The organism is Pseudoalteromonas sp. P1-26, assembly GCF_001401795.1.
Taxonomy (GTDB): Bacteria; Pseudomonadota; Gammaproteobacteria; order Enterobacterales; family Alteromonadaceae; genus Pseudoalteromonas.
The window spans coordinates 135,088-153,969 of sequence record NZ_LKDX01000001.1 but is presented as its reverse complement, the minus strand read 5'-3'; the positions used below and the strand labels follow the sequence as shown (position 1 = coordinate 153,969).

General features: G+C 41.6%; 16 protein-coding genes. 4 read left to right on the top strand and 12 right to left on the bottom strand.

Features of this window, described 5'->3' with window-relative positions:
- The first annotated feature begins 16 nt into the window (after positions 1–16).
- The 3 genes from AN394_RS00750 to AN394_RS00740 all read left to right on the top strand — a co-directional run bounded on the left by AN394_RS00750 (position 17) and on the right by AN394_RS00740 (position 3,893).
- On the top strand, positions 17–745 hold the full coding sequence (locus AN394_RS00750) for a response regulator (RefSeq protein WP_055020571.1): 729 nt from the start codon (positions 17–19) through the stop codon (positions 743–745).
- Between the two features lie 209 nt (positions 746–954).
- Positions 955–3,042 (top strand): elongation factor G, encoded by a 2,088-nt coding sequence (gene fusA, locus AN394_RS00745; RefSeq protein ID WP_054552334.1) that lies wholly within the window; start codon positions 955–957, stop codon positions 3,040–3,042.
- 434 nt (positions 3,043–3,476) lie between these two features.
- Positions 3,477–3,893, top strand: a complete 417-nt coding sequence (locus tag AN394_RS00740) for a hypothetical protein (RefSeq protein WP_150114711.1) — start codon at positions 3,477–3,479, stop codon at positions 3,891–3,893.
- 85 nt (positions 3,894–3,978) lie between these two features.
- Here AN394_RS00740 and AN394_RS00735 read toward each other — a convergent pair whose 3' ends face one another.
- From AN394_RS00735 to AN394_RS00680, 12 genes are all read right to left on the bottom strand, one after another.
- A complete protein-coding gene (locus AN394_RS00735; RefSeq protein ID WP_055020569.1) occupies positions 3,979–6,765 on the bottom strand; it encodes an ExeM/NucH family extracellular endonuclease in 2,787 nt (928 codons plus the stop codon).
- Positions 6,766–6,897: 132 nt separating this feature from the next.
- A complete protein-coding gene (gene hemB, locus AN394_RS00730; RefSeq protein WP_055020568.1) occupies positions 6,898–7,908 on the bottom strand; it encodes a porphobilinogen synthase in 1,011 nt (336 codons plus the stop codon).
- A 13-nt stretch (positions 7,909–7,921) separates the two neighbouring features.
- On the bottom strand, positions 7,922–9,778 hold the full coding sequence (locus tag AN394_RS00725; RefSeq protein WP_082422923.1) for a diguanylate cyclase: 1,857 nt from the start codon (positions 9,776–9,778) through the stop codon (positions 7,922–7,924).
- Position 9,779: 1 nt separating this feature from the next.
- Positions 9,780–10,562, bottom strand: a complete 783-nt coding sequence (locus AN394_RS00720) for a TatD family hydrolase (protein ID WP_055020567.1) — start codon at positions 10,560–10,562, stop codon at positions 9,780–9,782.
- A complete protein-coding gene (locus AN394_RS00715) occupies positions 10,562–11,101 on the bottom strand; it encodes a hypothetical protein (protein ID WP_054562926.1) in 540 nt (179 codons plus the stop codon). The genes AN394_RS00720 and AN394_RS00715 overlap by 1 nt, the downstream gene beginning before the upstream one ends.
- Positions 11,102–11,842, bottom strand: coding sequence for a twin-arginine translocase subunit TatC (tatC, locus tag AN394_RS00710; RefSeq protein WP_054552341.1), 741 nt, complete (start codon positions 11,840–11,842; stop codon positions 11,102–11,104). It lies immediately after the preceding gene.
- A 50-nt stretch (positions 11,843–11,892) separates the two neighbouring features.
- Entirely contained in the window at positions 11,893–12,225 is a 333-nt protein-coding gene (tatB, locus tag AN394_RS00705) for a Sec-independent protein translocase protein TatB (RefSeq protein WP_054562925.1), read from the bottom strand.
- Positions 12,226–12,230: 5 nt separating this feature from the next.
- A complete protein-coding gene (tatA, locus tag AN394_RS00700; protein WP_054562924.1) occupies positions 12,231–12,470 on the bottom strand; it encodes a Sec-independent protein translocase subunit TatA in 240 nt (79 codons plus the stop codon).
- A gap of 76 nt (positions 12,471–12,546) precedes the next feature.
- The gene (gene ubiB, locus AN394_RS00695; RefSeq protein WP_054562923.1) at positions 12,547–14,148 is read right to left on the bottom strand and encodes a ubiquinone biosynthesis regulatory protein kinase UbiB; all 1,602 of its coding nucleotides are present in this window, start codon (positions 14,146–14,148) and stop codon (positions 12,547–12,549) included.
- Between the two features lie 17 nt (positions 14,149–14,165).
- The gene (locus tag AN394_RS00690) at positions 14,166–14,771 is read right to left on the bottom strand and encodes an SCP2 domain-containing protein (RefSeq protein WP_055020566.1); all 606 of its coding nucleotides are present in this window, start codon (positions 14,769–14,771) and stop codon (positions 14,166–14,168) included.
- 28 nt (positions 14,772–14,799) lie between these two features.
- Positions 14,800–15,555, bottom strand: a complete 756-nt coding sequence (gene ubiE, locus AN394_RS00685; RefSeq protein WP_055020565.1) for a bifunctional demethylmenaquinone methyltransferase/2-methoxy-6-polyprenyl-1,4-benzoquinol methylase UbiE — start codon at positions 15,553–15,555, stop codon at positions 14,800–14,802.
- A gap of 121 nt (positions 15,556–15,676) precedes the next feature.
- Positions 15,677–16,663 (bottom strand): GGDEF domain-containing protein, encoded by a 987-nt coding sequence (locus AN394_RS00680; RefSeq protein ID WP_055020636.1) that lies wholly within the window; start codon positions 16,661–16,663, stop codon positions 15,677–15,679.
- 359 nt (positions 16,664–17,022) lie between these two features.
- On the opposite strand from AN394_RS00680, the gene AN394_RS00675 reads away from it, so the two are divergent.
- Positions 17,023–18,801 carry a DUF885 family protein gene (locus tag AN394_RS00675; RefSeq protein WP_055020564.1) on the top strand — a complete coding sequence of 593 codons (1,779 nt, stop codon included), beginning with the start codon at positions 17,023–17,025 and terminating at the stop codon, positions 18,799–18,801.
- The last annotated feature ends 81 nt before the right edge of the window (positions 18,802–18,882 follow it).

Below are 18,882 nucleotides of genomic sequence, written 5' to 3'. Positions count from 1 at the left end.
ATAAAAGGTAAAGAACATGACTTACTCAGTTGTCATTGTTGAAGACGAAGTTGAAGTAGCCCAATTATTGGCGCAATACTTATTACTTCCTCATGGCGTTGCTGGCCAACAAGGGACGCGGCAAACACTGCGTCAGGGGCAATATCAGGTTGTGGGTATTGCAGGCAATCTTGCCACTGCGAAAGCGTTATTATCGGCGATTAACGCCGATTTAATTTTGCTCGATATTCATTTACCCGATGGTAATGGCCTTGATTTACTCAATGAATTACGCCGCGAAGAAATGAAAAGCGAAGTAATGCTGTTAACCGCAGCAAAAGAAGTAGAAACACTGGAAAAAGCCATGCAGCTTGGTGCCTGTGACTTCTTAGTTAAACCATTAATGCTAAATCGCTTAGATCAAGCGCTAGCGCGATTTGAAGCAAGGCAACAATGTTTGTCAGATGCCGATGAAGTAACCCAATCTATGGTCGATACTTTATTTGGATCGCAAGAACAGTTAAAAGCCCCAGTTAGGCTGCCAAAAGGGGTGGATCAGCTTACTTTGCAAAAGATCTTAAAAGCTTTTAGAGCGAATATTGGCACGGCTTTTACTGCTCAGCAAATGGGTGATTTAGTCGGCGTAAGCCGCTCAACAGCCCGTCGTTACCTCGAATACTTGCTTGAAGCTGAGCAAGTCAGTGCTGATCAGAGCTACGGAAGTATCGGGCGACCTGAGCGCTGTTATAAAATGACAAGCAGCTAATCGCATCATTTAATAGCCAAATCAGTGCTAAATTAGCGATTTTAGTAGCATAAATTCACTGTTCGGCACGTTAAAAAGTGCCGCTTATCCTGAGCATAGAAAAATTTTATAAAATTGATTGCATTTTAAGCGACTTCGATGGTGATGTTCGCTTTAAGTAATGCTATACTCCCGCCGAATAATTTTTCGACTTTATTAAGAGTAAAATAATGGCAGATTTATCGAAGTACAGAAATATTGGTATTTTCGCCCACGTTGACGCGGGTAAAACTACCACCACTGAGCGTATCCTTAAGCTTACGGGTAAAATTCATAAGACTGGTGAGGTACACGACGGTGAGTCTACTACTGACTTCATGGAACAAGAAGCTGAGCGCGGTATTACAATCCAATCAGCAGCTGTAACTTGTGAGTGGAAAGGCCACCGCTTAAACGTTATCGATACTCCGGGACACGTTGACTTCACAGTAGAAGTATACCGTTCACTTAAAGTACTAGACGGTGGTATCGGTGTATTCTGTGGTTCTGGTGGTGTTGAGCCGCAGTCAGAAACTAACTGGCGTTATGCGAACGAATCAGAAGTTGCACGTGTAATCTTCGTAAACAAATTAGACCGTATGGGTGCTGATTTCTACCGCGTTGTAGGTCAAGTTGAGAAAGTACTAGGTGCTAACCCACTAGTTATGACTTTACCAATCGGTATCGAAGACCAATTCATTGGTGTTGTAGACGTACTTGAGAAAAAAGCATACGTTTGGGATGACACTGGTCTTCCTGAAAACTACGAAGTACAAGACGTTCCAGCTGACATGGTAGACAAAGTTGATGAATACCATGAGATGCTTGTTGAGTCTGCTGTTGAGCAAGACGAAGACCTAATGATGGCTTACATGGAAGGTGAAGAGCCTTCTCTAGAAGACATCAAACGTTGTATCCGTAAAGGTACTCGTGATCTTGCGTTCTTCCCAACATACTGTGGTTCTGCATTCAAAAACAAAGGTATGCAGTTAGTACTAGACGCGGTTGTAGATTACCTACCTTCGCCTACAGAAGTTGACCCACAACCTCTAACTGATCCTGAAACTGGTGAGCCTACTGGTGAAGTAGCAACTGTTTCTGCAGATGAGCCACTTAAAGCGTTAGCGTTCAAAATCATGGACGACCGTTTCGGTGCACTTACGTTCATCCGTATCTACGCTGGTCGCATGAAGAAAGGTGACACAATCCTTAACTCAGCAACTGGTAAAACAGAGCGTATCGGCCGTATGGTTGAGATGCAAGCTGACGAGCGTAACGAACTTACTGAAGCACAAGCGGGTGACATCATCGCTGTTGTTGGTATGAAGAACGTTCAAACTGGTCACACTCTTTGTGATCCTAAGCACGAATGTACACTTGAAGCGATGATCTTCCCTGATCCAGTAATCTCAATCGCTGTTGCTCCTAAAGACAAAGGCGGTAACGAGAAGATGGGTATCGCGATCGGTAAGATGGTTGCAGAAGATCCTTCATTCCAAGTTGAAACTGACGAAGATTCAGGCGAAACCATCCTTAAAGGTATGGGTGAGCTTCACTTAGATATCAAAGTAGATATCCTTAAGCGTACTTACGGCGTAGACCTAGTTGTTGGTCAACCTCAGGTTGCTTACCGTGAAACTATCACGAAAGAAATCGAAGATAGCTACACGCATAAGAAACAATCTGGTGGTTCTGGTCAATTCGGTAAGATCGATTACCGCATCAAGCCAGGCGAGCAAAACTCAGGCTTCACGTTCTCTTCATCAGTTGTTGGTGGTAACGTACCTAAAGAATTCTGGCCTGCAGTTGAGAAAGGCTTCGCATCAATGATGCAAGAAGGTGTTCTAGCTGGCTTCCCAGTATTAGACGTTGAAGTTGAGCTTTTCGACGGTGCTTTCCACGCAGTTGACTCATCAGCAATCGCGTTCGAAATCGCTGCTAAAGGCGCTTTCCGTCAGTCTATCCCTAAAGCGGGTGCACAACTTCTTGAGCCAATCATGAAAGTTGACGTATTCACTCCGGAAGACAACGTAGGTGACGTAATCGGTGACCTTAACCGTCGTCGTGGTATGATCAAAGACCAAGAAGCTGGCGCAATGGGCGTTCGCATCAAGGGTGATGTACCACTTTCTGAAATGTTCGGTTACATCGGCCACTTACGTACTATCACTTCTGGTCGTGGTCAGTTCTCTATGGAGTTCTCACACTACGCACCATGTCCTGCAAACGTTGCTGAAACAGTAATCGCTGCAGAAAAAGAGAAAAAAGCTGCTAAGTAATTAGCTTCTTAACTTCTTTTAAAAAAACCCGCACTTGTTGCGGGTTTTTTATTGCCTAAAAATCGTAAATGTATTGTCGTAATTTTTTCGATTACAAAGTAATCATTTCTTTCCTTTGTATGTTAATTAACCATTCAGCTTTGAGTTATTAATGTACCGGTACAGATATCGCACTTTTAAAGTATTTTCTAAATAGCTAATACGATTTAAGTGCTGCTGATCTTAAATTGTACGATTTTAATACAAATTTAGTTTTCAAGAAATATATAAGCTTATTAGTAAGTTGTAGGCTAATTACTTTGTTCTAGTAAAAAAGTGCTTTTTTGTACCTTGTGTACCTTTTTTAGTCTATGTAAAATGGCGCCCGAATGATTTTTTAATCATTTTGTATTAAACGTCTGCTTATTAAATATTACAACTATAGAAATATACTCATGAAAACGATTAAGTTAAGTCCTAATTGGACTCTACAGGGAAGCAAGATAGCACTGGCTATTCTTGTTGCATTAAGCGTTACTTTGCTAGGAGCATCAATTTTGATGCTATTGTTGCCTGTTCTGCTATTTATTACTCTATTAAATTTTTTAGAACTGCGCTTCTTACACTGTTACAAGGCGGGGATTTGTTATTCGCGAGGATTAGGTAAGCGTTACATCAACGCTGAAGATATTGTCACTGTTGAATTTAACCCAATGGCATTCATCACAGTATTTAAAATTACCTTAGCGAATGGTAAAACACACCAGTTTATGAACTGGCAGATTGATGAGCTGCAACAGATTGACATTGCTAAGCTCTATAAGTCAAAAGCAGGTTGTGCCATAAAGCCTAATCTGCAATGTAAAGCCTAATACTAGCAAGCCTCAATAATGCTAAATTAAGTGAACTGAAATAAAAAAGGCCGCGAAATGCGGCCTTATTCATATGCAGTGTCGTTTATTTTTTCATACGACGACGAAGTGCAAATGGTAAAGCAAGTAAGCTTAACCAAGCAAATGAACCAGAATCATCGTCTTTTGACTCTTCTTCTGTTTCTTCTTCAACTTCTTCAGCTACATCTTCTACTTCATCATCAGCTTCATCGTTTGTGATGTTGATGTATAGCAGTTGTGCTTCTGATAGGTTACCTGCGCTATCTTCTGCACGGATCATCAGCGTAAGCTTGTCTTCTTCTTCGAAGTCTAGCTCTTTAGCCACTGTGATTTCACCTGCAGCACTAATTGCAATCGCATCAGCATGCTCACCTTCAATGCTAAAGCTTACTACTGGGGTGTAATCAGCATCACCATCAGAGAAAACTAGTTGGCCAATCACAGCGCCAATTTCACTATTTTCTACGATTTCGAATGATTGACTCGCTTCGATTACTGGTGCCTGCTCTGCAGGAATAGGCTCTGCAGATTGAATATCAACAATCACTGGGTCGTGATCAGATGCGCGGTATGCATTGTCAGAGTATAGGCTAGCTTGTTGTGTCGATGACTTATACTCAAGGTTGTAGTCTAGGCTGATTGGCTCATCGGCATTGATATGCCAATCCGTAGCAGCGACAACTTTAGCAAGCATAGATTCAGAGACTAGTGCGTGGTCAAGGCTACCAATGCGGCCAGAGAAGCTATAAGAGTAACCTAATGTGTCGCCGTCTAGTTCTGCAACCGCACTCTTCAGACCTTTGTCTGCAAATGCACGGATAGGATCTTCCATCGCATAAGAGTTCATATCACCGACTAGGATGATATCTTCATCTTCAACTTCAGTTGGGTAAGTTGCTAACCAATCAGCATATGCATTTGCACCCGCAACACGGATTTCATTCCAACATGCTTGACCATCGCCTAAGTCAGCATTATTACCTTCAGCGCTACCACAGCCGCCTTTAGATTTTAGGTGGGCAACGGCAACAGTGAAGATTTCTTCGCTTTCAAGAGATTGGAAGCTTTGTGCAATTGGCGGGCGATTACTGTAATCGAAAGGTTCTACTGTAGTATGAGCAGCCTTACCAACTTCAGATACTTTATTTGATCGATAAATCAGTGCTGTTGTGATTGCATCAGTACCAATTTGGTCAACACCGAAATCAACAAATGCGTAGGTATTTTCTGCATCTTCATCATTAAGTGCAGATACTAGGCTAGCAATAGCGCTATTTTCACCGAAACCGTCATTTTCGATTTCCATTAAGCCAATAACATCAGCGTTAATAGCTGTAATTGCGCTAACTAATTTAGCTTCTTGGCGAATCAGCTCTTCTTCGCTATCAGCACCACGGCTAGTAGGGAAGCCTGCGCCTTGGCCATCACCATTGAAATAGTTTAATACGTTGAAGCTTGCTACACGTAGGTCTGCATCTTCGTTAAGCTCTGGAGCATCTGTACGAGGGTTAGTTGCAGTGAATTCAGGTTGTACTGTTGGGTGAATACGGTAACGGTCGAAGCTGTACCCCATTACACCCGTAATCGTATTAACAGTATCGCCTAAACGTAACGTGTTATAGGCATCAAGGCCCGTACCTGGGTAGGCAATAGGATCAAGGTTTTGCTTTGTTGAACCATCGTCGATTAAGATTTGTTTTTTCAGGTTTTCAGCTTCAACAGCATTTGCTGTATCGCCTGGTAGCGCAACTTGAGTACCTTGGTATAAACGCTCAGTACCTAAGTCAACTTCACCATAGCGACCAAGACCGTAGTTGTTATTAACGACTAAAGGTTGATCTATAGTTACTAACATACCTTCGTAAGCTTCAAGGTCTGCCACGTCAGTAACTGGTAAAGAAATAGCGGTTGCGTCAGTAGATAAACCTGTCGCACAGATCTCAACTTGGCTAACATCGCCTAGTTGTGTTGCGCTGTAGTATTCAGCCACGCTACCTTTAACGCGCACATGGTCACCAACAGCAACGTCGGTATCTGCGAAATAAACGAATACACCTTCAGAAGTAAGTGCATTTTCATCAATATCAGCAGCAAGTGAGCTAATGAAGAAGCCTTTTAGTTGGTCATCACCTTGGAAGTCAGCTGTAACAACACCTTCAACTTCTACTTCAGTGTCTATAAGCGGGCTGTCGCCGCCTTCACCTTGAATTGCGCTGATTAAGGTTTTTTCTGCACCACACTCAAGAGGAGTAACTGGCTCTGGTTCAGGCGTTGGCTCTGTGCTCTCACCATATTGACCTATATTGCTGAAATCGTCTTGGTCGAATTGCTCCCACTCATCGCTTGGATTAAACGCTGAGGTTGCATCAGTACGGCCTGAAGTGATTGTAGCTTTACGGCGAAGTGTTTTATTTTGTGTTGAAACGCCGCCTTCATCCCATGCTGAACCTGGATCTACGCCCAGTTGACCAAAGCTATCAACAATTGCACCGTCTTTAGTTAGCACTAATGCGTCATCACCGTTGAAATAAGTGATTGTTGATTCAATGTCCGCATTGGCTTTTAACTCATCTGCAGAGCCTGCATTAACAATAACGTAGGTTGCATTTGCTGCAAGAGTACCGGTTAAAGCTAAGCTGTTATTAGGATCTGCTAAATCGCCATTACCATTTGAGTATAAAGAGATGGTGTAACCGTCAAGCGATAGCTCAGCACCAGAAGTGTTGTAAAGCTCTACCGCTTTATTGTTAGAGCTTCCTTCAACGTATTCAGAGATGATTAGGTTGGCAGAAGCAGGTGCGCTCAGGCTTGCAATCACAAGCGCGAGCGGCGTTAATTTTGTATTTATCATTATTTTTCCCGTGTATGTATTATAAAAGTCCCAATATGGGACACAGTACTTTAAGAAAAATCTATGACAAATTAAATACAAAATGTTAATAAAATAGGAATAATTACCAATTTTTAGAACATTTACTTTAGATTAGTTATTTTTTAACCAAATAGCTGCTTGTTTTGCAAAATAAGTCAGGATGCCATCGGCGCCAGCACGTTTAAATGCTAGTAATGATTCCATGATTATTGCTTCTTCTGCAAGCCAGCCGTTATCAATGGCTGCTTTATGCATGGCATATTCACCACTTACTTGGTAAGCAAAAGTGGGTACACCAAACTCATCTTTTACGCGGCGTACTACATCTAAATATGGCATACCTGGTTTTACCATCACCATGTCTGCACCTTCTTGCAGATCGAGGGCTACTTCACGAATCGCTTCATCTGAGTTGGCTGGGTCCATTTGATAGGTCTTTTTGTCTGCCCCTTTTAAGTTACCTGCAGAGCCTACCGCATCACGGAATGGGCCATAGTAGCTTGAAGCGTATTTTGCAGAGTAAGCCATAATACGAGTGTGGATATGACCTTCGGCTTCGAGTGCTTCACGAATAGCACCAATACGTCCATCCATCATGTCTGATGGTGCGACTACATCCGCACCCGCTTCGGCATGCGATAGCGCTTGTTTAACTAAAATTTCAGTTGTTACATCGTTAATCACATAACCGTCTTCATCGATAATGCCGTCTTGACCATGAACAGTGAACGGGTCAAGTGCAACATCTGTGATCACACCTAATGTAGGAAAAGCTTCTTTAAGTGCGCGAACAGTGCGTTGTGCTAATGCATCTGGGTTATAGGCTTCTTCAGCAAGTAGAGATTTTTTATCGCTCGGTGTTACCGGGAAAATTGCCACAGCAGGGACACCTAATTCAACAAGCTCTTTTGCTTCTTCAAGTAGTAAATCGATAGAAAGACGCTCAATGCCAGGCATAGACTCAATAGCTTCGCGGCGGTTTTTACCTTCTAACACAAATACAGGAAAAATAAGGTCATTAACAGTTAGTTGGTTTTCAGCTATTAGGCGACGAGAGAAGTCATCACGACGCATGCGGCGCATACGTGTATAAGGGAAAAGGTCGAGTCCTGATTGGGCCATGCTTTGTATACTCCTAGTCTGGTAGAGGATAACTCACTACGCGATTTCGACCTGTTTGCTTGGCATGATATAAGGCTTTGTCGGCATAGTCAGTGAATAAACTTGGGTTATTAATGTCTTCAGCAATTGCGCTGTAAACACCTGCACTCAAAGTAAATTTAATCGTTGTTCCGGCAACTATTATATCAGTATTTTGGGCTGCTTTGCGTATTTGTTCGGCAATTTCTAATGCACCTGTCAGTGGCGTATTAGGCAACAGCACGACAAATTCTTCGCCGCCGTAGCGCGCCACTTCATCGAGAGGTCGTTTCAGGTGCTGTTTAATGACATCGGCAGCTGATTGAATGGTTTGATCACCGGTTAAATGACCGTAGGTGTCATTAATTACTTTGAAATGGTCAATATCTAACATGATGATGGCTAAAGGTGTTTGTTCACGTCGCGAGCGGCGAATATCCATTAGTAGCTTTTTATCGAAGTAACGGCGGTTCTTGGTTTTTGTCAGCGCGTCTTCCATATTGAGTTGTTCAAGCTCTCGGTTTTTCTCTTCAAGCTCGCGTAATGTCACTTGTAACTCAAAGGTACGCTCCTCGATATTCGCTTCAAGGTCTTGGCGAGCTTGTTCTTGCAGTTCAAGGCGCTCGCGCATTAAAGTATCTTTAGCTTTGCTCTCAGCTAAGGCATTTTGTTGTGCTGCAACTTCAGCATCGCGCTGCATCAAAAACAGTTTTATAACTGCATAGCTTAAACTTAAGCTACAAACCAAAAAGCAAATAAAGGTAAGTGACAGCACTCCGATATTTAAATTAAACGGGTTAAATACCCCAAGTGCGCTGTAAATAATGGCGCAGAAGAAAGCGAATAGGGCGATTAGAAAAGCGCTACAAGGCTGTTTATACTCACGGTTAAACTGCTTTAGAGCAATACTTGCAAAGATGATAAGCACCACAGGTAAACTTAATAAGCAAAGTGTAATAGCAATATGAATAGGTAAGAACCACATTGTTACAGTAATAAGTACAACCGCCCACGCTAGCCAATACTGAAAGCGATTTAAGCGAGATTTGGTAAAGCCGAATATATAGCCTTGCAAGGGCACAAATAACGCACCACAGATAAAAAATAGAGTCGGAATAGTTAACTGTTGAAACGATGAACCGCTCGGTTGTAAGTAACGATAACCATAGCCATAAAGGTAGGCTAGCGACAACCAAAGTAAGGTAAGTAATAACCCTGTGTAGGCGAAATAGCGGCGTCTAGAGAAGCCATAAAGCACTAAATTAGTGAGTGCGAGAGATAAAATAAAACCGACTAATAAGCCGTATAATAAATTGAACTTACTTTTATGTTTTAGATATTCAGAGGGGCTCCAAAGGCTTAGGGGCACTCTTAAACCACCATTGTTTTTAACTTTGAGGAAGATTTCGGAATGGCTGGCTTTTGGAATAGTTAATGAGGCTAGCAGCGATTCATTTTTAATTTGCCGACTAGCTAAAGGAACGGCGTCACCAATTTTGGTGTTAAATAACACATGCCCACCTTGCAGATGAAAGACGCTTACTTCATCTAGTAAAGGGTTATCTATCGATAATATCAGGGGGACATCATTTAACGATGTGTTTTTTATCGATAGCTTGAGCCACAGAGGCTTTAAAGTCATGCCTAGATTTAAGGTTTCACCTCGGTTTTTCAGCCATTTTACATTAGCATTGCTAAATGCTTGTTGTTGAGTAATAGGATCAAGGGTGTACTCAACATTTAGCGTATGTTGAGACTTAAATTGTGAGCTAACAATAAGTGGGTTAGCCAATAAATAAGGAGTAAATAAAAAAACGAAGAGTACGCCACAAAGTGACCATAGGCGCTTCATCTTAACCCTTTATGGAAAATAATTGCTGAAAGTTTAGTGTAGTTTGTTTTGCCACTTCAGTAAATTCACAGCCTTTTAAATCAGCAATTTGCTGACACACATAAGGAAGGTTCTGAGGTTCATTGCGACGAGACTTCGGTCTTGGTCTAATATTTCTTGGCATTAAAAAAGGCGCATCAGTCTCGATTAACAAGCGTTCTAAAGGGATTGATGGCACTAAGGCTTGTAGTTGCTCACCACGGCGTTCATCGCAGACCCAACCCGTAACACCGATATAAAGCTCCATTGCTAGGTAACTTTGTAGCGCTTTTTCATCCCCCGTAAAGCAGTGCAATACGCCTCGTACTTTGAAGTCACTTAAAATTGCGAGCATATCTTCACTAGCATCTCGCTCATGCAAATACACTGGCATATTCAGCTGCTCAGCTAGCTGCAGTTGGCGTCTAAAAACGCTGCGCTGAACGTCCCGAGGAGAAAAGTCACGATTGTAATCGAGGCCACATTCACCAATAGCAACTACTTCCTGGTTTTGGCTAAGCGTTGTTAAGTGTTCTTCAAGGTGTTCGTCGGCGGTTTTTGCATCATGAGGGTGAACCCCCGCAGTGCAAAATTGCTTAAATTGTTTGGCGAGGTTAAGAGAGGCTTGGCTACTTTGCAGATCGCAGCCGATAAGAAGCAGCTGCGTTACATTTGCCTCAGCGGCACGTTGTAACACAGCTTCATGAATATCATCAAATTGATGATTGCTTAAGTTGACGCCAGCATCAACCAGCGAAATGCTCATTAGTTAGTGCGCTTTACACGAATCGAACGGTTTTGGCCTTCAACTTTTAAAAGGAAAGAATTGAAAACGCCACGTTCAATAACCACAACATCTTGTTTTTTTAGACGTAAGCTATCAGAGCCAACTTGACGCCATTGTTGACCATTATCAAGTTCGATGATGAGTTCACCGTAAGGGGCTTTTTTCACGCTTTTTACACTAGCGCTAATTTGGTCATCGTTTACTTTAGCAACTTCTTTATGCTCTAAACCAAAGTCTTCATTTTTTGTTCTTACGATTTGTTCATTTGTTGCTCCTGCTGCGGCAACAGGTGCTGGGGAAGCAGCTGCAGCTGAGCTTGCAACAGGTTGTTCAATTTGTTTCTTTGTCGCAGGCTTTGATAGTGATTTACCTGCCATCACGTTGTCGTAACAAAGTAAGCGGTTAAAATCATTTTCAACAAAAGTACAGGCTTGCAATGCTTGTAAGTTAACTTCGTTTGCTTGTGCAGTGCCAGTAATCGTTAACAGTGCAACGAATGGAATGAGTTGTTTTTTCATTTATTCCTCTGATTCCTGTTGAGGTTTGGCGGTATAAAATGCAGCCAAAATTAAACCTAATTCAAATAATAACAGCATGGGTAATGCTAGTAATGTTTGTGACAGTACATCAGGAGGTGTTAAAAACATGGCAACCACAAATACACCTACCACGATATAAGGTCGTTTTTCTTTTAAACTTTTCGTTGTTGTTGCGCCACTCCAGCATAACAGCATGATGGCAACAGGTATTTCAAAGGCAATACCAAAAGCAAAAAATAGTTTTAAAGCAAAACTTAAGTAGCTACTAATATCAGGCGCTAATGTCATCATATCAGGGCCAGTGTTAGTGAAAAAACCTAAAATAATAGGTAACACCACAAAGTAGCAAAATGCGATACCACTATAAAATAGCAAAATGCTAGAGGCCAAAATTGGCATTAGCATACGCTTTTCATGTTGATACAAGCCAGGTGCTATAAAACTCCAAACTTGGTGCAGTATCATAGGAATAGCAGCAAATAACGCCACAAATAAGGTGAGTTTAAACGGTGCAAAAAAAGGTGCCGTTACATCCGTTGCGATCATGGTGGCAGTGCTAGGCAAGTTTGCAATAAGTGGTGCTGCAACAAAGCTATATATATCGTTGGCAAAGTACACCAAGGCGATAAATATTAGCAAAATGCTTAACAAAGCTTTCATGAGTCGATTTCGTAACTCAATTAAGTGGCCAACAAAGCCTGTGTGAGCTTGCTCGGTCATAGTTTACTATTCATCATCATTGTTATTGACCACAAAAGCAGAGATTAAATTCACTTTTTTTCGTCATTATTGTTACTTTCTGCTTTTTCAGGCGTGTCTTTTTTGTAACTGTGGGTGACTGACTGAGCAGCCTTTTGAAGTTCGTTTACAGAGTCCTGCAGATCTGGAGATAGTTCTTGCAAGTTTTGTTGCTCTGCTTTTTTTAAGTTTTCGTGAAGCTCATGGATACGGAGTTCTTCGTTCACTTCTGCTTTCACTGAGTTGGCGACTGACTTTAAGGTTTTTACCCAGCGGCTAACCGTGCGAATTGCCACAGGCAAGCGCTCTGGGCCTAATACAATTAGACCCACGATCAGTACGACAACAAGTTCCCACATCCCCATGTTGATTAAGCCTTATGGTCGTCTTTGCTTTTCTCTACGGTTTCTTTGTTTTGCGTGTTAGAAGCTTGTTCTATTTGTTCGCTTTTAGCGCTAGCTTGGTCATCATCAGATACGGCTTTTTTAAAGCCTTTTACTGCGCTACCTAAATCACCGCCGATGCCACGAAGTTTTTTTGTGCCAAATAACAATACGATGATTGCCAAAATAATGATTAATTGCCAAATACTGATACCACCAAAACCCATGGGTTACTCCGTTTTTTCAAATTTATCGAATAGACTTGTCTCGATTATACTCACCAAAACATAAATAGCACTTAGTTTATGCGCTACGCCATGCTGCAATAAAGCCTGCTACAGCAAAGCCTGCGGTAATTGCAGTGGCAACTAAGTCATGCTGCAAATAACATAAGCCTGAAACAATCAAGCAGCTGCCAGCAAAGATGCTGAGTAACAAAGGTTTAGCAGATTGCGGCGCTGGCAATTGTACAGGTTGTTGTTGACGCTTTAAGTTTTGATAAATTAAATCAGGTAATTCAGGCATTTTTTCTGCCCAAAATGGCAAGTTCGCATACATTTTTTTCATTACTGCAAGCGGACCAACTTGTTCTTTGACCCAATCTTCTAGAAAAGGTTTAGCGGTTTTCCATAAATCAAGCTGCGGATACAGTTGTCTGCCAAGGCCTTCAACATACAACAGCGTCTTTTGCAGTAACACTAATTGCGGTTGAACTTGCATATTAAAGCGACGAGCCGTATTGAACAGGTTGACTAACACATGGCCAAACGAGATTTCGGCCAGTGGTTTATTGAAAATTGGCTCACACACAGTACGAATGGCAAACTCAAACTCTTCAATGCTGGTATCGGCGGGTACCCAGCCAGAATCAACGTGTAGTTGTGCTACTTGGCGGTAATCACGGTTAAAAAAGGCAATAAAGTTTTCTGCTAAATAGCGCTTATCTTCACGATTAAGGGTGCCTACAATACCGCAATCAATACCGATATATTTTGGGTTATGAGGGTTTTCGCGAGAAACGAAAATATTACCTGGGTGCATATCAGCGTGGAAGAAACTATCACGGAATACTTGTGTGAAAAATACTTCGACACCGCGCTCAGCTAGCAGCTGCATATTGGTATTTTGTGCCAGCAATGCGTCGGTATCTGATACCGGAATACCGTAAATGCGCTCCATTACTAATACGTTACTGCGGCTGTAATCGCTGTAAACAAAAGGAATGTAGAGCGAATCTGAGTCTTCAAAGTTACGGCGTAGCTGAATCGCATTCGCCCCTTCGCGCATTAGGTCGAGCTCATCGAGCAAGGTTTTTTTGTACTCGTTTACTACCTCAATAGGGCGTAAACGTTTGGCTTCTTTTAATAGCTTAGCAACTAAGCGCGCGACTTTTTGCATTAGCATTAAGTCGGCATCAATTTGCTCTTTAATGTTAGGGCGAATGACTTTAATTACCACATCTTGTGGTGCGCCATGCTCATCAATTAAGGTTGCCGTGTGAACTTGTGCAATCGAGGCTGATGCTAAAGGTGTTTGCGAAAAATCACTAAACAATTCACTAATATCATTAATACCCAGCGCTTTTTCGATAAGCTGCTGGGCAAGTTCACCTTCAAAAGGTTCAACCTGATCTTGTAGTAGTGCAAGCTCTAATGCGACATCATGAGGGAGTAAATCACGGCGTGTTGAAAGCATTTGGCCAAACTTGATCCATACAGGGCCAAGCTCTTGCAGAGCAAGTCGTAAGCGCATACCTGCAGGTTTATCTTTATGTTGGTTACGTAACCAAAATAAGCTGCCACGGGCGAGTTTGGCAAACCAAGGCACTCGTTTACGTGGAATTAATTCGTCTAAGCCATAGCTCAGTAGGGTTTTAGTGATGTAATAAAGACGAGCAGACGACACACAAGTTCCTTAGCGCATTAGCGAGACTGTAACAGCGCGTTAATTCGCATCTCTAATTGAGATACTTGGCTTTTTAATTGGCGGTTTTGCTGTTTAAATTCAGCAAGCTCAAGCGGGTGTATAGTCACTGCTAACTCATCTTGGCAAAGCGTTGTTAAGGTGTTTTCTAACTTACTTTTCGTTTGTGAGCCACGACGTTTTAAAGCTTGAATAGAGAGCCACAACTGTTGCGCTGGGGCATCGCCAATGTACCGAGAAAAATGTTCTGGCCAATCAATATCAAGCTCAGCAAATGCATTACTGAAACCTTGTGCAAGATTTAAATCGCCTTGTAAGTCGAGCTTATCTTGGCGAATTAGTTGCGTGAGCATTGATGGATCTTTAAGCGCCAACAAGGTGTCGATATCGGCGCTGATCATGCAGTCAAAACCACGCTCTTGCGTACTGTATAAGTGAATTTGCTCGTCGCTGTAAACGCACAAAATTGACTGTTGCCAATCACGTATCTCAATCAACAGCTGTTTATCAGCAATTGCAGTAAGCTTACCCTTTAACTGAGGGTCTAACTGCAGCAGTTGATTAATGATTCGTTCGACTAGTGATAACAGAGCGTTTGCTAACATCGCGTTACCTACTTAATTTACAGAATTTTTAGTATTTAAAACCACGGTGAAGGGCAACAATACCGCCAGTAAGGTTTTGATAACTGGTTTGTTCAAAACCTGCATCTTCCATCATGCCTTTTAATGTTTCTTGATCTGGATGCATACGGATTGATTCAGCAAGATATTGATAAGACTCGCCATCATTCGCAACCAGCTCACCCATCTTAGGTAAGATATTAAATGAGTAGAAATCGTAGGCTTTGCTTAATATTTCTTGTTCTGGTTTTGAGAACTCAAGCACGAGTAAACGGCCACCGGGCTTAAGAATACGATACATTGAACGCAGAGCTTTATCTTTATCGGTCACGTTACGAAGACCAAAGGCAATTGTAATTAAGTCGAAGCTGTTATCAGGAAATGGTAATGCTTCTGCATTCATTTGAACATATTCGATATTGCCAACACGACCAAGGTTACGAAGTTTCTCACGGCCAACTTTCAGCATTGAAGAGTTAATATCGCCTAAGATAACCTGACCGGTTTCACCCACTAACTGACTAAATTTAGCGGTTAAATCACCTGTACCGCCGGCAAGATCTAATACATAGTGACCTTTGCGAACACCTGAACTTGCAATAGTTTGGCGTTTCCATAAACGATGAATACCGAACGACATAAGATCATTCATTACGTCATACTTTGCAGCGACTGAGTGGAATACATCTGCAACCATTGATGCTTTGTCGTTTTCAGCAACGGTTTTATAGCCAAAATGCGTGGTCTTTTCTTGATTCTCGTTCATGATTAATCTCTATCGTGGCAATAAAGACTAGTGTACTTGATTGTAGCTGTGGGGTGCAATTTGATTATAACTAAATCATCAGATTAGCATGGCTTTTCATGACTTAGCGCAGTTTTGAACTTTATTGGCCGGCAATAAAACTACTTTGTCCAAGTGACTTGGCTTTAGCGGCCGCTAAAGAGGCTTTACGGGCTAAGCTGTTAAAGTCGCCATCGCCTTCATGTTTAGCGATGCCTAGGGCCAGAGTGATAGCAGGAAGTTTGGTGCCATTTTTTGAGCTGACAAAGCGCAGCTTTTCTACGCCATTTCGTACTTTTTCGGCAATTAAGTTCGCCGTTTCAGGCTCTATATCAGCAAGTAAGATGGTAAATTCATCTTTACTTGTGCGCCCAGGTAAACCGCTTTCTTGTACGTACTTTTGCACTTGCTTGGCGACTTTACTCAAAATGACTTCACCAATGACATCGCCATAGTTTTCAATAAAATGGTTTAAGTTCTCAATGTGAATAGAGATAGCACAAACCGCTTTATTTTGGCCAACCCAAAGTTGGGTTTGTTGATTCAAGTAATGGCGCTTATATAAGCCTGTTTGTTGGTCGGTAATGTGTTGTTTGCGTAATTGAGTGAGTTGTTTTTGGGTTTTTTCTTGCAGTGATTTGGCTTTTGCTATTTCTTGCTTAAATTGACGGTGCTGGTTGAGCAGCACTTCTGATTGCTTACTGAGCATTTTTAATGCGTGACGCGTTTGCTCAATATTGTTTTCATCGATTGAATGCACACAGTCACTAACTTGATCTGCAAAGCGCACAATATTTTGTTCGTTATTGCTAGCATTACGTGAAAGAGTGTTAATGACTGAGTCAACGTTGCGAACAATGGCGGTTTTCATTTTATGGCCTTGCTCTATAAAATCGAAATAAAGCTGTTCTACATAGACACAATCGATGGTTTTTCTTTGTGCGATGGCACGGTCAATAGCGGCGTTAAGTTTTGGGTTAGACTGACTGACGTAGGTGTAAACAACTTGGTAGTTAAGTGGTGACGGCGGTAATGCATGATGTTCTAAAAAGATACATACCTTTGTCATTTTTTCTTGAGCAATAGCCATGGGATCATGGAACATCATTTTTCAATACCACTAAATACGCATATCAACCAATTAATCATCTCTTCCGTAAAGTTTATTTGCTTCCAAGCATAAATACTGAGTCTACAGTAATCTGTAATCAGTCTATTTAAAAGCAAAATCGCTAATTTTGGAACTTAAATTTGTTTCGTTTGTGTCTATTAGCTGATTTTCTCAACAACTTTAACAAGTGTAATTAAAAATTGCTTAAACCTTGCTCATTCTTATTTACACAACGCTGTTAATTTGAGCGTATTTAACCTGAGCTTGGTCGCATTTGCTTGGGTTTTAGCCAGTGCTGCGCTACTTTAGCGATACTGATTAAAACTAAAAAGAATGCTATGAAACAAACACTGTCGCGAACTTTAAACCGTTCTGTTATTGCGGTTGCTTTAGCTTGTACTTTAAGCGCTTGCCAAGTAACAAATATTGATGCTGATCAGCAATTTACTCAAGTAGCCGAAAATATTGTTAATTACCGCCAAAGCATCAGCCCATATGGTAAAGAAAATGGCGTTGATGGTTATTTATTAGAAAATCTATCGGCTGAATTTTTAGAACAAAAATACAAGAAGAATACTGAGTTACTTGCCGAGCTAGACGCTATCGACCGTGATAAGTTATCGGAAGAAAACCGCATTAACCTGACTATTTTGCGTGGCCAAGTGCAAAATAGTGTCGATGAATATGTGTTTAATGCGCACTATATGCCGCTGACATCTGAGTATGGCTTCCATTCTAGCCTATCATTTATGATATCAAGCTCAGATTACACAAAACCACAAGATTACCAGCTATATCTTGCTAAATTACAGCAAATTCCCCGCTATTTTTCGCAAAATATCGGCTGGATGCGTAAAGGTCTTGAAGTGGGTTTAACCCAACCAAAGGCTGTTTTAGAAGGTTATCCAGACTCAATCACGGCTTATATTGTTGATGATGCGACACAGTCTGAATTTTACAAACCATTTTTAAATAACACGGCAGGTTTAAGTGATAGCGAGTTTGCAGCGCTACAAAAGCAAGCGCAAACCATTATCAAAGAACAAGTTATTCCGGCATATCAAGGTTACTTAACTTTCTTTAACAATGAGTATCAACCGGGTGCACGTACAGATATTGGTATTTCAAGTACACCGAATGGCAAAGCGTTTTACGAAAATCGCGCTAAGTACTACACCACCACAGATATGACGCCAAAAGAAATCCATGAGCTGGGTTTACAAGAAGTTGCGCGTATTCGTGCAGAAATGGAAAAAATTATTGAGAAAGTAGGCTTTGAAGGCTCGTTTGCTGATTTTGTGCACTTTTTACGTACTGATCCGCAATTTTACGCAAAAACACCAAAAGATTTACTAAAAGAAGCGTCTTACATCGCCAAGAAAATGGATGCGCAGTTACCTAAGTTATTCCACACCTTGCCAAGAATGCCGTACGGTGTTGCGCCAGTGCCAGAGAGTATTGCCCCTAAATATACAACCGGCCGTTACTCAGGTTCTCGCCGTGATGATCAAGCGGGTTATTACTGGGTTAATACTTATGCGCTAGATAAGCGCCCGTTGTATGTTCTTGAAGCATTAACTTTACACGAAGCTGTACCAGGGCATCATTTACAAATCTCGCTAAATGCAGAACTTGAGTCATTACCAAGTTATCGCCGTAATGCATATTTGTCGGCATTTGGTGAAGGTTGGGGCTTATATTCGGAGTTTTTAGGTATCGAGGCGGGCTTTTATCAAGACCCATACAGTGATTTTGGTCGTTTAACCTATGAAATGTGGCGTGCAGCACGTTTAGTAGTTGATACAGGTATGCATATGTATGGCTGGAGCCGCGAACGCGCAATGAAGTTTATGAGCGAAAACACCGCGCTTTCATTACACAACGTGAAGACCGAAACTGACCGTTATATTTCATGGCCTGCACAAGCGTTGTCATACAAAATTGGTGAGCTAACAATTAAACGTTTACGCCACGAAGCTGAGCAAGCACTTGGTCAAGATTTCGATATTCGCGAATTCCACCATCAAATATTACGTCATGGCTCAGTGCCAATGTCAGTGCTTGAAGAGCAAATTCAACTTTATATTAAAGCTGAATTAGCCAAACGAGCAGCATAGCGGCATAAAAGAAACGAAAAGGCGTGACTTACATCACGCCTTTTTTGTTTATTGCACGTAATATAAACACCTTATATGCTT

What these genes read in the sequence shown, in the direction of transcription:
- tatA (WP_054562924.1), bottom strand. Translation starts at nt 12,470, where the DNA reads ATGGGTTTTGGTGGTATCAGTATTTGGCAATTAATCATTATTTTGGCA.
- AN394_RS00750 (WP_055020571.1), top strand. Translation starts at nt 17, where the DNA reads ATGACTTACTCAGTTGTCATTGTTGAAGACGAAGTTGAAGTAGCCCAA.
- tatC (WP_054552341.1), bottom strand. Translation starts at nt 11,842, where the DNA reads ATGACCGAGCAAGCTCACACAGGCTTTGTTGGCCACTTAATTGAGTTA.
- AN394_RS00735 (WP_055020569.1), bottom strand. Translation starts at nt 6,765, where the DNA reads ATGATAAATACAAAATTAACGCCGCTCGCGCTTGTGATTGCAAGCCTG.
- AN394_RS00690 (WP_055020566.1), bottom strand. Translation starts at nt 14,771, where the DNA reads ATGTTAGCAAACGCTCTGTTATCACTAGTCGAACGAATCATTAATCAA.
- AN394_RS00715 (WP_054562926.1), bottom strand. Translation starts at nt 11,101, where the DNA reads ATGAAAAAACAACTCATTCCATTCGTTGCACTGTTAACGATTACTGGC.
- fusA (WP_054552334.1), top strand. Translation starts at nt 955, where the DNA reads ATGGCAGATTTATCGAAGTACAGAAATATTGGTATTTTCGCCCACGTT.
- AN394_RS00675 (WP_055020564.1), top strand. Translation starts at nt 17,023, where the DNA reads ATGAAACAAACACTGTCGCGAACTTTAAACCGTTCTGTTATTGCGGTT.
- ubiE (WP_055020565.1), bottom strand. Translation starts at nt 15,555, where the DNA reads ATGAACGAGAATCAAGAAAAGACCACGCATTTTGGCTATAAAACCGTT.
- AN394_RS00720 (WP_055020567.1), bottom strand. Translation starts at nt 10,562, where the DNA reads ATGAGCATTTCGCTGGTTGATGCTGGCGTCAACTTAAGCAATCATCAA.
- AN394_RS00680 (WP_055020636.1), bottom strand. Translation starts at nt 16,663, where the DNA reads ATGGCTATTGCTCAAGAAAAAATGACAAAGGTATGTATCTTTTTAGAA.
- AN394_RS00740 (WP_150114711.1), top strand. Translation starts at nt 3,477, where the DNA reads ATGAAAACGATTAAGTTAAGTCCTAATTGGACTCTACAGGGAAGCAAG.
- tatB (WP_054562925.1), bottom strand. Translation starts at nt 12,225, where the DNA reads ATGGGGATGTGGGAACTTGTTGTCGTACTGATCGTGGGTCTAATTGTA.
- AN394_RS00725 (WP_082422923.1), bottom strand. Translation starts at nt 9,778, where the DNA reads ATGAAGCGCCTATGGTCACTTTGTGGCGTACTCTTCGTTTTTTTATTT.
- hemB (WP_055020568.1), bottom strand. Translation starts at nt 7,908, where the DNA reads ATGGCCCAATCAGGACTCGACCTTTTCCCTTATACACGTATGCGCCGC.